Origin of the sequence: Moorena bouillonii PNG (assembly GCF_001942495.1) — a bacterium.
In the GTDB taxonomy this organism is placed as follows: domain Bacteria; phylum Cyanobacteriota; class Cyanobacteriia; order Cyanobacteriales; family Coleofasciculaceae; genus Moorena; species Moorena bouillonii.
Window position 1 is genome coordinate 7550581 of sequence record NZ_MKZS01000001.1, and the last position, 12784, is coordinate 7563364.

The 12784-nt window shown below is 41.9% G+C and carries 11 protein-coding genes and 1 pseudogene; 5 read left to right on the top strand and 7 right to left on the bottom strand.

Annotated features, from left to right (window positions below; translation table 11 throughout):
- The first annotated feature begins 55 nt into the window (after positions 1–55).
- Positions 56–1336 carry an RNA-guided endonuclease InsQ/TnpB family protein gene (locus BJP37_RS30795; RefSeq protein ID WP_081431389.1) on the top strand — a complete coding sequence of 427 codons (1281 nt, stop codon included), beginning with the start codon at positions 56–58 and terminating at the stop codon, positions 1334–1336.
- Between the two features lie 55 nt (positions 1337–1391).
- Here the strand turns inward: BJP37_RS30795 and ltrA are convergent, their stop codons facing one another.
- Together ltrA and BJP37_RS30805 are read right to left on the bottom strand one after the other, a co-directional pair.
- Complete coding sequence (ltrA, locus tag BJP37_RS30800; protein WP_075904637.1) at positions 1392–3221, bottom strand: group II intron reverse transcriptase/maturase; 1830 nt, start codon at positions 3219–3221, stop codon at positions 1392–1394.
- Between the two features lie 745 nt (positions 3222–3966).
- Positions 3967–4167 (bottom strand): annotated as a pseudogene (locus BJP37_RS30805) (alcohol dehydrogenase catalytic domain-containing protein); the annotation flags it as partial.
- A gap of 55 nt (positions 4168–4222) precedes the next feature.
- On the opposite strand from BJP37_RS30805, the gene BJP37_RS40330 reads away from it, so the two are divergent.
- Positions 4223–4369: a hypothetical protein gene (locus BJP37_RS40330; RefSeq protein ID WP_158069833.1), complete on the top strand. Its 147-nt coding sequence runs from the start codon at positions 4223–4225 to the stop codon at positions 4367–4369.
- 5 nt (positions 4370–4374) lie between these two features.
- A complete protein-coding gene (locus BJP37_RS30810; RefSeq protein WP_075904640.1) occupies positions 4375–6015 on the top strand; it encodes an SWIM zinc finger family protein in 1641 nt (546 codons plus the stop codon).
- A gap of 464 nt (positions 6016–6479) precedes the next feature.
- Here BJP37_RS30810 and BJP37_RS30815 read toward each other — a convergent pair whose 3' ends face one another.
- On the bottom strand, positions 6480–7976 hold the full coding sequence (locus BJP37_RS30815; protein WP_075904642.1) for a TldD/PmbA family protein: 1497 nt from the start codon (positions 7974–7976) through the stop codon (positions 6480–6482).
- Between the two features lie 533 nt (positions 7977–8509).
- Here BJP37_RS30815 and BJP37_RS44455 point away from each other — a divergent pair.
- Together BJP37_RS44455 and BJP37_RS44460 are read left to right on the top strand one after the other, a co-directional pair.
- Positions 8510–9583 carry an SMP-30/gluconolactonase/LRE family protein gene (locus BJP37_RS44455; RefSeq protein WP_330359477.1) on the top strand — a complete coding sequence of 358 codons (1074 nt, stop codon included), beginning with the start codon at positions 8510–8512 and terminating at the stop codon, positions 9581–9583.
- Complete coding sequence (locus BJP37_RS44460; RefSeq protein WP_330359478.1) at positions 9570–9809, top strand: SMP-30/gluconolactonase/LRE family protein; 240 nt, start codon at positions 9570–9572, stop codon at positions 9807–9809. Before BJP37_RS44455 ends, BJP37_RS44460 begins: the two co-directional genes overlap by 14 nt.
- A gap of 119 nt (positions 9810–9928) precedes the next feature.
- Here the strand turns inward: BJP37_RS44460 and BJP37_RS30825 are convergent, their stop codons facing one another.
- The 4 genes from BJP37_RS30825 to BJP37_RS30840 all read right to left on the bottom strand — a co-directional run bounded on the left by BJP37_RS30825 (position 9929) and on the right by BJP37_RS30840 (position 12420).
- The gene (locus BJP37_RS30825; protein WP_075904644.1) at positions 9929–10345 is read right to left on the bottom strand and encodes a hypothetical protein; all 417 of its coding nucleotides are present in this window, start codon (positions 10343–10345) and stop codon (positions 9929–9931) included.
- A gap of 75 nt (positions 10346–10420) precedes the next feature.
- On the bottom strand, positions 10421–10885 hold the full coding sequence (locus BJP37_RS30830; RefSeq protein ID WP_075904646.1) for an iron-containing redox enzyme family protein: 465 nt from the start codon (positions 10883–10885) through the stop codon (positions 10421–10423).
- Between the two features lie 98 nt (positions 10886–10983).
- Positions 10984–11796 (bottom strand): class I SAM-dependent methyltransferase, encoded by an 813-nt coding sequence (locus BJP37_RS30835; RefSeq protein WP_075904647.1) that lies wholly within the window; start codon positions 11794–11796, stop codon positions 10984–10986.
- A 117-nt stretch (positions 11797–11913) separates the two neighbouring features.
- The gene (locus BJP37_RS30840) at positions 11914–12420 is read right to left on the bottom strand and encodes a TerB family tellurite resistance protein (RefSeq protein WP_075904648.1); all 507 of its coding nucleotides are present in this window, start codon (positions 12418–12420) and stop codon (positions 11914–11916) included.
- Positions 12421–12784 lie beyond the last annotated feature (364 nt).

Sequence of the window (12784 nt, forward strand, 5' to 3'; positions counted from 1 at the left end):
CCGGGATTTATCCCGATGCTCGTTATATCATATAAACAAGGAGGTGAGAAACATAATGTACGGATGTCAACAGCATTTGATAAGAAGGGACGCTGATACCAAGGCTATATTAGAATTCATTTGCTCCGAAGCTAATAAACTAACTAATTGTGCAACATACTACTGCCGTCAAATACTATTTAAAACTGGAAAATACGTAAAAAAATACGAGTTAGACAAATTACTTAAAAGCAATGTTCATTTTAGGGCGATGCGTTCAGCCTGTGCTCAGCAGACATTGCATGGAGTAATAGAATCCTTTAAGTCCTATAGAGCGCTATCAAAGCTATACAGGTCTGGGCAATTAAAATATCAACCCAGGGTGCCCAAGTATAGAAAAAAGGGCGGGCTGGCAGTAGTAACTTATCCAGCTAGATGGGTTAAACTGGTTGACAACCAACTTAAATTCCCTTTAGGAAAGCAAGTAAAGGCTTGGTTTGGAATCGATCACTTCCTTTTACCAATGCCGTCTAACCTGGAGTTTAAATCAATAAAAGAATTCCGTTTTGTTCCTCGCAATGGTTGTTTTTACTTGGAGTTCGTCTATAAACAATCTGATCTCCCCCCAATAAATCATAGCCCTCATGCTATAGGGATAGATCCAGGGTTAAATAATTGGCTGACTTGCGTCTCTACTACTGGAAAGTCTTTCATTGTTGACGGGCGAAAGATAAAGTCTCAAAACCAGTGGTATAACAAACAGGTAGCAAAAATCAAGAAAGACAAGCCTCAAGATTATTGGGATGAGAGGTTGGCTTCTATCACTGAAAGACGAAACCGTCAAATGCGCGACAACATCAACAAAGCGGCAAGATTGGTTATCAATTGGTGCTTAATAAATCAAGTTTGTACTGTCATATTTGGGTGGAACCAGCGTAACAAAGACAAGATTAATATCGGCAAAAAGAATAATCAGGAGTTTGTTCAGATTCCCACGGCAAGGCTTAAAAATCGTATTCAACAATTATGCGATCAACATGGTATTAATTTTATAGAAACAGAGGAAAGTTATACAAGTAAAGCAAGTTTCCTAGACAATGATTTTCTACCTACATTTGGTGAGAAACCCGGAGGGTGGAAAGCAGCGGGGAAGCGCGTTAGGCGTGGCTTGTATCAGTCAGCTAGAAAACAATTAATTAACTCCGATTGTAATGGCGCGGCCAATATTTTGAGAAAGGTAGCGACACAGCTAGACCTCAGTCTGGCTAAGGTCGGTAGGGCAGCTTTGAACCTGCCACAACGGTATAAGTTGGACTATTGGGTAGGTCAGAGGGATTACTCCCTCTTCGCCCCCTAAGCACCGTGCGAACAAGTCTCCAAGTACACGGCGCAACCAACTCCGAAACGACACGTTATTTTGTGCAACTCTTTTCCTTATTACCCGGTTTTGTACCTTTTGGTTTTTGTATCCGGTTTTTAGGAGGGGTTTTTATCCCTTCATACAGTCTTGTCTGTATGAAGGGTTTAGTTGCCCCCAAGGCATGGATGGTTCGATGGCATTCCTCATGGACGTATACTAGATTGTTGTATTTGTCTTGTCCCCCATGTTCCTTAGGAACAATGTGGTGTAGATGTACCCTATCGTAGTCCCCTAGTTGTTGTCCACAATATGGACATTTGTATTTTTGCCTTAGGGCTATTTTGTTCCTGCCTTTTGGCAGTCTACCTTCAGCCGTTTTCTTACTTTGCCTTTCTTTCCTCTTTCTCCAGTATTCTTGTAGATTTGGATTGTCTGGCGAGTAATCATAGGTGACTAATGTGTGTCTAGTTATCTTCGTCCATGGTGCTTTATCCAGGTATTGTTCTTTACTTCCAAAGACCTGTTTGTCTTCTCTTCCGGGACAGAAACATCCGAAGTGTTTTTCTTTTATCCACTTCCAGTCTTTTTTTGGGGATCTCCTCTTGCACCATCTTACTAGCTTCCATGAGATGTAATCATTTAGTTTATTAAATGTTTCCTTCGCTACTACTCCGTTATGGTAGTTTGTCCAACCTCTTATGATTGGTTGTAACTTCCAGATGAGCTGCTGAACGGATGCTCCTTTTAGCTTAGCGAATTCCCATTTTATCTTCTTCTTGATTCTCTTTAAGCTTTTATTTGATGGTTTTATTAGAGTTATATACCCCTTTTTCCTAGTTGTGGTTTTATACTTCCGAAAATTCCACCCTAAAAAGTCAAAACCTTCCAATAGGTGAGTTATTTTGGTTTTTTGTTCTGATAGATTTAGTCCTTTCTTGGCTAACCATTTTTCGGTGATTACCTTGGCGTTCGTGGCATCTTCTTCTGATTCTGTTAAAATCACAAAGTCATCCGCAAAGCGAACTAATGTTCTATTTGATTTATTCCTCCAAGAGTCCTCACCCTTTTTAGTTTTTTCTTTTCTGTAGGTTATTCCCAGTTCTTTTTCCAATCCGTGTAGTGCTATGTTGGCCAGTAATGGGCTGATTATTCCCCCTTGTGGGGTACCCATTTCTGTTGGATGGAATGTGTTTTTGTTTACATATCCTGCCTTCAGCCATTCCTGGATTAGTCGTCTCGCTGGGAAATTGCCAATGGTTTCCATTAACGGTTGATGAGCTATGTTATCGAAGCATCCTTTTATGTCAGCTTCCACCACCCACCATTTTTTGTTTCTTTCTCCGTTGATGTTGAGGAATATTCTCTGGCGGGCGTCATGAGTACCTCTTCCTGGTCTAAAACCGTATGATGTGGCTTCAAACTGAGCTTCCCATGCTGGTTCCAAAGCGTTTTTGGTTATGGCTTGTATACATCGGTCTGTAATACTGGGTATTCCCAGTGGCCTCTGCTTGCCATTTGATTTTGGTATGTAGATGCGTTTAGTTGGCTTTGGCTTCCATTTTTTGAGATTTGACAAGGTTTCCACCATTTTTCCTCTTTCTTGAGGTTCTAGTGCTTTTTCCTTGTCTACTCCCGCCGTTCTTTTCCCTTTGTTGTCCTGGGTTGCTTTACGAACTGATACCTGGATGTTCGAGTAACTCCTGAGCATTAATCTCTGGAGTTTGTTTACCTTCTTCCAGTTTCCTTGACGTGTTGCCTTGAAAATTCTTTGTCTTAGCTTTCTTACCTGTCTGTAGGCTTCTTTCCAATTAATGGAGTGCCATGCAGTGGCGTGTTCAGTTACGATACCCACCTCTTTTGAGGTCGGTTCTATCTTTTCCATGTACACTTTAAAGTTAACTAACCTAAGTTTCCTCTTGGCTCGGAATCAGCTCTGAAATTCAGCGCTCTTTCGAGCGAGGGGTTTCCCTCTATCCGACCGGTTATTTATTCCCGTTTCCTTTCGGTATGTCGGCCTTTGCTTGGTTCAGACTTCTACCGGACTGAGAGTTATACCTCCTCTTACGATTTGGCTACCTTTTTTCCATTTGACTGGGTCAATTGGGTCAAGGACTCAATCTCGGCTTACCCGGTTACGCTCATAGAAGTTACGAATCTCAAGTTGCCGTCTATACACCGAGTCCATTTGAAGGTTCAGATTGTCTAAAAGAGGATAGACTAACCTCGGAGCTCATATCTCCATCATCGAATTTATCAGAGATATCGATCTTTACGGTGCCTTTAACCAACGGTTCCTGTTGTCAACTTTTCGATTCTTTCCCTGTTCGGTTATTACCTATCCGATGGTTCGGTAATTTCCTACTTTCTCTCTAGCTCTGAGACCCATAACTTCGGGATATCTCTAGATTTTGTTCTCCTGAGATTCCATCGTTCCTGTGCCCCTTCGAGTGGGAACCAGTCCTGAACCCTGGACTGTGGAAAGCTCTTACCCTTTCCACTTCCTATGAGCGCCTTTCATCGGTCGCCCCTCTGAAAAGATCATATCGAACAAGAAGCGAAAAGGCACGGTTTCAACCTGCCTTGTAGCAACATTGTAGAATCCCCCGTGTTTCAACCGGGGGAGATGTCAAACCTGCTCCCTCATGTCCTAGAATGGCTGGAAATAGTCCTTCTGGATCTGCGCCAGACAGGGTATACGCATCGGTATGGCATACTCCGGTTGCTTTAATTTCCACCATCACCTCACCCGCCTTAGGTTCCGCTACCTGAACCGTTTCAATGGATAACGGTTTGCCTGCTTCAAAAGCTACTGCGGCTTTGACCTCCACAATCAACTCCTACTTGGTCTTATCAACTGACCTATTCTATTGAACTATTCTGGCTTTGGATAGCAAACAAAAGACCAGGTACATAGCATTTTTACCTGATCCGAAGTTTCCGATTCCCGATTCCCGATTCCCGATTCCCAATTCCCGATTCCCGATTCCCGATTCCCTTCTTAAGAATTTAAACAATACTTCAACACCCTAAAAACTATGGAATTTAACTACGCCTATAAAAATAGTACAGCAGTTAGCGATCGCGGCAGCAGCACCCAAATGTCCTTCTCCCCAGACACCAAGCGTCCTCCCACCTACTTCATTGGTGAATTAGGGAAAAATGTAGCCTTTCGAGAAGCCATCAGCGCCCTACATGACGTAGTAGTTTCCGATTTACGCTTCAAACCCAAAGACAGAACTGAGTATAAACAATGGCGTGCTAACCAAGACCAACAAGACTGGCAAATCATAGCTGCACAACGCCAAGACCTCGCCAATAAAATTCAACCCTTACAAGCAGAACTAACTCAATTAAATCAGAACCGATATCAACGATTATCCACCTTTTATAAAGCCAGACAGCAGTACTACAATTACCTCTATGAGAAAGACCGTGATGCCTGGTTTGTCCTCGACCCAGTAATTACCGTTCATCCCGATGAAGTCTTCTTTGAATGTTTCAGCCAAGATGAATCCAGTTATGGCCGACTAGGAGCCAGCTACGAAGTATTTAAAACTATCAACGAATTCGCCTGCGGTACAACAAACATAGACTACTCCGCCGCCCTGTACAACGAATTTAAAAAAATCCGCAGTTACAAGACAACCCAATTTGAAATTGACCCCTCCGGTTTTGAAGTAAAAACCACCCATGAAGCAGCATTTAAAGAAGTCAAAATTGACCTACCAGACAGTTGGGTAAGAGGATTTCTACAAGTCAGTTCCGCCATGGCCTTACCAGCCACCACCTTTGACTTGCAGCCCATGGATATTCACAATATCTGTTTTGTCTTGCGTCGCCACAAAGAAAAAACTGGCCCACGGGGAATGCGTTACCATCTCAAACCAGGAGAACCCGTGCGAATAGTATTTGAGCCTTGGAACATCGAAGTAGTCTGTTCGCGATCGCCCTATCAAGGTTCATCAGAACAGGTCATCCGAGTTTGGGGACGCCGCCGCCTCCACATCCTAGAACGTCTTATCCCCATTGCCAACAAATTTACCATTCACCTACTCGGAACCGGTATGCCATCCTTTTATGTAGCTGACCTAGGGGATATGTCCTTTACCCTCGGCTTATCAGGATGGACAGCTAACGATTGGTCTCAAGCTGGGAACTTTGACTTAATGGCACCCCGTGCAGATGTAGACCAGTGGACTCAACAACTCATTTTTGACGCACTCAGAGAAAACTGGGTAGAAAGTCCCCACAGTCTTGCCCAGCGCTTAGACTTAAGTCCTACTGCTGTCCTAGGTGCCTTAGGAGCTTACACCCAAGCCGGACGAGCCATTTACGACTTAAACAAGCAAGTATATCGAGTCCGGGAACTCTCCCGAGAGCCCTTACCCATGGAACGGTTACGGTTTGCCAATCAGCGAGAAGAAACAGCAACCCGCTTCTTAAATAACAATGCCGTACAAGTAACCTCAGTAAACGACACTCAAGGTACACTCCAGCTACAGGGAAATGTCAGAGATAAAAGCAAAACCTATAATCCCGCTTTGACAATTGATCCTGATGAACGTATAATAGGGGCAGAGTGTACCTGTAATTGGTATCAGCAAAATAAGCTGTACAAAGGTCCTTGTGAACACATTCTGGCGTTGCGGATGCAGCACGCTCGTCAGTATCAATAAATCACGTCCATTCCATCAGTTGGTAAACAGCCTTGCAATCTGGGCGGTGGATCGCCGTCCCTGCGATAAGTTCAACCACGCATCACTAGCCTGCTCGTGACTGTGCGGGCTATCGGGTGCTATCGCTATTACGGTTTCGTTTTCCTAAAACTAATTAGCGATAGCACCCGAGCCCGCTTGAGTTGAGCAGTCTAGTCCGAGGGAGTTTACGAAGGGGTAACCAACGGAGTGGGCGTTATTTTTTGGCGTTGCTTAATCTGGGAATGGTTAACCAGAAAAGGTAATTTTTTCATATTTGAAATAATAAATAATAAGGGCATTGCTTGATGGAGCAATGCCGATACTTTTCCTCCATCTTGGATAGTGAGTTGAGTAATGGATAGTAAAATTCCCCTCTGTTTTACCTAACACTAATTAATCGAGGTGCCCAACTAACCATAAAAAAACTATTAACAATTAACGATTTAGGATCCCCCAATCTGAATATTGCGCACCCGCACCGGCACACAAGAATGGGTCATTTGAGCAATTTGCATCGGTTCGCCTTTACCACACATATGGGTACCACACTGCTCCCGTTCCGAAGCCACTCCAATGGCATCAACACTATTCCAGAAATCAGTACTCATAGAATGATAGGTGACATCCTTCAGCATGCCCACTACTTTACCTTTCTCCACCTTCCAGAAAGCATCTCCACCAAACTGAAAATTACGTCGCTGCTGGTCAATGGAGAAACTACCTCTACCATCAATTAAAATCCCTTCCTCAGTCTCAGCAATCATTTCTGATAGTGTGGCAGAGTGACTTCCTCCCTCTGCTCCCGGTTCCAACCCTAAATTAGGAATCCGCACCATTGGTACACTTGACCAACTATCGGCGTAAGCGCAACCGTTACTACTGGCATTACCTAGTCGATAAGCGGTTTCCCGGTCAGTGAGGTAGTCTACTAAAATGCCATCCTTGACAACATACCAATCTTGTGCTGGTACCCCCTCATCGTCATAACCTAAAGTACTACGTCCCCCCGATTGAGTGCGATCGCATTTAAAATTCACCCAAGGAGCAGCATATTGTAACTTGCCCAATTTATCAGTAGTCGCAAAGCTAGTACCAGCAAAATTCGACTCATAGCCGTACACCCGATCCAGTTCCGTAGGGTGTCCCACCGATTCATGAATTGTTAGGTGGAGATGACTAGGCTTGAGAATCAGAGTGCTGCGAATACCAGAAGGTCCTTTGGGAGCATGAACCTTCTCTATTGCTTCTTCTGCTAACCGTTCTACCTGATTCAAAAGGTCTGGAGCTTGAATATGCTCGTAACCGATATTTAAAGGTGGACGCTCATAGCTACGGCTTTGAGCATCCCCATTGGCAACTGCTGTACAACCCAGACCTGGATAGCTGCGGTATATAGTTTGTTCAATTAGGGAATCAACAGTAGACGCAAAAATCTTGTCTTCACGAGTAAAACGCAGGAAAGAGTAAGCCTTCTTAATTCCGCGATCGCTATAGCTAAGCAATTGATTATTGATACGCAATAGTAAATCGGCTTTCTCAGTAATCGGTATAGTAAACGGATCAATTTCGATTGGAGTAATATAGCTATCGCGATAGGCTTCTACTGGGGCTAATCTTACCTGTGTTTGCTGAGAAAGGCGGCTACCTTTAGCAATTTCTACAGCTAAAGCCACCATTCGTTCCACTTGCTCTGGAGTTTTATAGGGACTAGCCGCAAAGCCCCAAGCGCCCTTTAGTAAAACTCTTACCCCAAAGCCAGAACTAACATTATCACAGAGTTGGCTAAGGGAGCGATCGCGTGCGGTTAAGTTTTGATTACGGTAAGTACAAATACGGATATCTCCATATTCACACCCAGCTTTACGAATTAAATCAATCCCTAGTGTCGCCAAGTTTCTCCCCAAGTCAGTAGTCGTAATTGGTGATAAGGCTTGTATCATATGTAAAGTATGTAAATAATTTTTAAGAACAATGCTTAATATGGATTAAAGTTGCTATAATTGCACTGAAATTAGATTAGGCTTAACCTAGCCCTCTCCTCATTTTAATAAAGGTCCGTACAATCAAGGTCCGGCGGTTGTAACCATTCAGCCTAATCCTAAAAGGAATAAGAAGTAATAAGAACCAATAATAAATCAGCGTGTTTCTAGTTGTCCAGACTCAATCATTTACTAGCAGCCCTAGGTCAAATCCCTGAGTTTTCCTGGATTATTGATATCTAAACTATCGGCTAATCTGAAATAGCTTCAGTAATTTTATATTGAGTGAGTTGGTGATAGTTAATTGGCTCCCGATTATCGATTACCCATTAGGGTTCACCACAAAGTATTCGTATTTAACTTCTTACCAATGGCGACCTCTCATCCCAGCATGCGGAATCAGTGCCCCTCTATTATCTTCCTAAAAAAAAATATATAAATTATACTTTTAACAGATTACAATTACTAACAAATAAACTATGCTTACTGGCTCAATGTTACTAAAAACAATCACACTCTTTACCGCAATGGTAATGAGTGTACTGTTAGTAAAAGCAGATTTATACAAGAGATTTAACCCTGAGCAATCTTACGCCACAGCAAATAACTACCAGACCAAACAAAACAAAACTGTAACCAAGATTGAATTTGGCCAGACTAAAGATGGTCAAAACGTTTATCTCTATACTTTAACCAATACCAATGGTTTAGTAGCTAAGATAACCAACTATGGTGCGACTCTTACTGAATTACACTTGCCTGACAACAGCGGTGAGCTAGATGATGATACACAACATTTTCCTGACTCAGTCAATCAGCCTAACTTTCCTTCGGTTATCTTGAATCCAGGTGAAACTTACCGACACCTAATGGTTTATAAATTTTACACCAAACAAAATAATCTAGGAAAAATTATTGCTCCCAATACTCAAGTTGAAAAGGTAGCAGGAGGTTTTAAATTTACTGAAGGACCTGTTTGGCATCCCGATGGCTTTCTACTATTTAGTGATATTCCAGCTAATACCATTTATAAATGGCAACCAGAGCAAAAAACCGAGATTTTTCGTCAACCTTCTGGCAATGCTAATGGTAATACGTTAGACCGCTCAGGGCGTTTAGTTACTGCCGAACATAGTAATCGTCGTCTATCCCTAACACAGAAAGATGGACAAATCGTAACTCTAGCTAGTCACTACCAAGGCAAGCGGCTGAATAGTCCCAACGATCTAGCAGTCAAATCAGATGGTAGCATCTATTTTACCGATCCTCCCTATGGCATCAAATCCGAACAAGAAGAATTAGGGTTTTATGGTGTTTATCGCCTAGCACCAGATGGCACACTAACCCTGCTAGTTGATGACTTTGTTCGCCCTAATGGTATTGTCTTTTCCCCAGATGAAACTAAATTATATGTGAATGATTCACAAAGAGGTCATATTCGGGTTTTTGATGTCAAGCCAGACGGGATGTTAGAGAATGGAAAACTTTTTGCCGAACTGAAACCTCCTAGTAAAGAGGGGGCAGCAGATGGTATGAAGGTAGACATCCAAGGCAATGTTTACAGGTAAAGAGGGGGCAGCAGATGGTATGAAGGTAGACATCCAAGGCAATGTTTACAGTACTGGACCTGGGGGAGTTTGGATTTTTGATCCCAGCGGCAACCTACTGGGCATTATTGAAGTGCCAGAAGCCCCCGCTAATTTAGCATGGGGCGACAGTGACTACCAAACCCTTTATATTACAGCTAGAAACAGTCTTTATCGTATCCGTTTAAAGATTAAAGGGATGCGCTAGAAAGTCATAGTAATTCTACTGCATTAATCAGAGACTTAGTAGGAGTATATAATTTATAATTCAGATTAATGGTAGTGGTACACAAGTAGTGATCGATAACAGAAGCGTCTAAACCTCGTCTATTTTCTGCAGATGTCTACTGAAGATAGTTCAAGATTGAGTGCATACATCTCATCCTGGAAGCGCATAAAAATATTCCATACCTCTTCAGTCACCATATAAACTAGGCTACGGGAAACTTCTATCTCATCTAGACGGCGGGCTAGATGGATAGAATCTCCAGCATGATCCGCTTCTACCACGCTATGTAAGGTGAGCCAAGTTAGATCATGATCAGAAATTTCCTGAGTCCGCATGATTTGCTCATTGAGACATTCAATGAACTTCTTGGCGTAAATCTCTTCTACCAAAAATGCAGCGATGATAATAGTCGGATCAGGAGCATTAAAATAGCCTTCTAGTCGTTGTCTTAGCAGGGTAAACGCAAGAATCAATAAGGCCGCATTATTCTCAACAATATTGATATAAATATGCAATAGTCCTGAGAATTAAGGCTTAATATTGTCATAATCCTTGCTCTATATCACATTTTGGCTCAATTTTTCTTGCGCTTACCCTGGTTGTCTTAGTTTTATCCCAGGTGAGCTAATGTTCAGAGCATCCATCTTCCCGGTAGCAATTGACTCTGGTTGCCAGGGATGAAAGGCATGATAAAAGCGATTATATAGTAAAGTATGACACTGTTCAGGATTTCCGTTCCCAAGTTCATCATAGAGCTGTTTTACAAGTAAGCAACGAATAACATTATCGTCGATTCTAGACACAGCACTAGCGAGCCAGCGGACAAAATCTGCAGTAATCCCCTGAAGATTATGGAGAAGCAACCAAATGCTGGAAAGATCGATAGGCCTTAAATGCAACCACTGGAAGTAGTCATTTCTTATATCTTTTTGCTCGTAAAAATTAATGACTGCTTCTAGGCTTTGGTAATTCCGATCTGGAGTAGTTGAGTTATTCTCAGGAAAACTCAGAGACACTAGTGATTCTTTCTGAGAAACCGAATGAAATGTAACCATACAAAAATATCTTGTTAAAAAATTTACCCAAAAACATCAGTCTACTATTTACTATAGTAGTTTATAGTAATTCAAGAGTGTTGTAGTCTTTAACTTGACTATCGTTTCCCTGATGCCCGATATATTGTCAATGCTACGGCACACTCAGGCTGGTTCGTAAGATTTCGGAAAAATTCTAGACCGGCTTCTAGCCTTTGATAATCCTTTCCCAGTTTTCGTGTCATTTCCATGAGAGTTGGTTGTATACAAGAGTGCATATACTCTACCAACTTCTCTAGATCTTGATCTTCAGTATTACCAAAGTTATAAAACGCCCATGGTATATTAGTGACCTCCCGAAAACCCACTGAATTTAAAAGTGGTCCCAAAATTCGCCCGATACAGGGATTACCATCTGCATATAAGAACATTTCACGGTAAGATTGTAGTAAATATTGATAATCAGGTGATTCCGGCCAAATCAGGTGAGTTTCGTAATCAGTTTCAGTTAAGGTAATTCGACCGCCTGGCTTGAGGACACGGTACGCTTCCTCCAGAATTGCTTTGGGATTTGAGACATGTTCTAAGAACCAGATGGCATAAACATGATCAAAACTGGCATCGGGCCAAGGAAGCTGAATGGCATCACCTACACGCAGATCAATGTTGTTTTCAAAACCAAGAGTATGTAAATAGTGCTGAGCGCATTCTATTTGAGTAGATTCGAGATCGATTCCAGCTACTCTCAAATCTGGAAAACTGTCTAGAATTATTCCTAAGACAGCACCTGTACCACAGCCGATTTCTAACAAATTCTCGGTAGGAAACAAATTGAGATCGCGCAATAGCACTTTGTCCCGCCAATATTGAGCTTGTTTAACTAAGCGTTGTTGTTCTTGATGTGAATAGCCATGTATGTACTTTTTGGACAAGTGTTAGTCTCCCAACTGAACTAATTTAGAAGATTGTCGATGAAGTTTATAAATTAACATGGATGATTATAACAAACTTTAATTTGCCAGCACAAGAGTGTGTTAAAATCATCTAAACTATCCTATTGTTTCTAACACAGAATATCTTAATTTCTCTGCTGCATCTTCCATTTCTACTAGTGATTCAATCGTAATAACATCTGTAATTGAAACACCTAAAATTTGAGCGGCTTTCCGAATGGCTTCCTTCTCCTTTTGATGATAGTCTCTATCAGCTCGGCACATCTTGATCGCTTGATATAAAATAACCTTGGGCGAATTCATGGGAAAATCAAAATTAATATTCTCCAATAGCTCTTCGAGATTAACATCTTTCCAATTCAGGTTTTTGACAGTGGCAATATACTCTTTACTGATTTCTGGCAAATACTCTTCAGTACATCCGAACAAAACCAGCTCATCAATGTACCAATCCAATTCTGCCTCTGCCAGCTCACCCTCTGCACCAGCAATTGCCAACAACACACGACTATAATTAACCGCAACATCAAAGTCACCAGGTTGGTGAATATTGTATTGTCTTTTTGAATAGGGGGATGGTTGCAGTGCCTTGCCGTTACTCATATTTTGTGCTGGATTTGTCTAAGACGGATTTAATACTAAGCAATTTATCCTATACTAAAATTTTAACAATGTCAATTTTTTATAGGGCGTGTCATCAAATAGGTATCAATCTAGTTTAGAAGCGATGCATATCGTTAACAAATATAGAAATTCTACGACTTGTGAGGTAAAAATTTCTGAGGCGCGCACCAAAGCGCGAATTTAATTACGGGTCAAGCGCACCTAAGGGGTATTGAGGGTTTTCCCTGCTCGCGCTTTGCATGGAGACAGCGTGCCCATAGCCCATAAGTTGATAACTGATAGCTGAACGCGCACCCGTGGGCGTAGCGCATTAACTGATAGCTAATTTATTACAAAATTATCC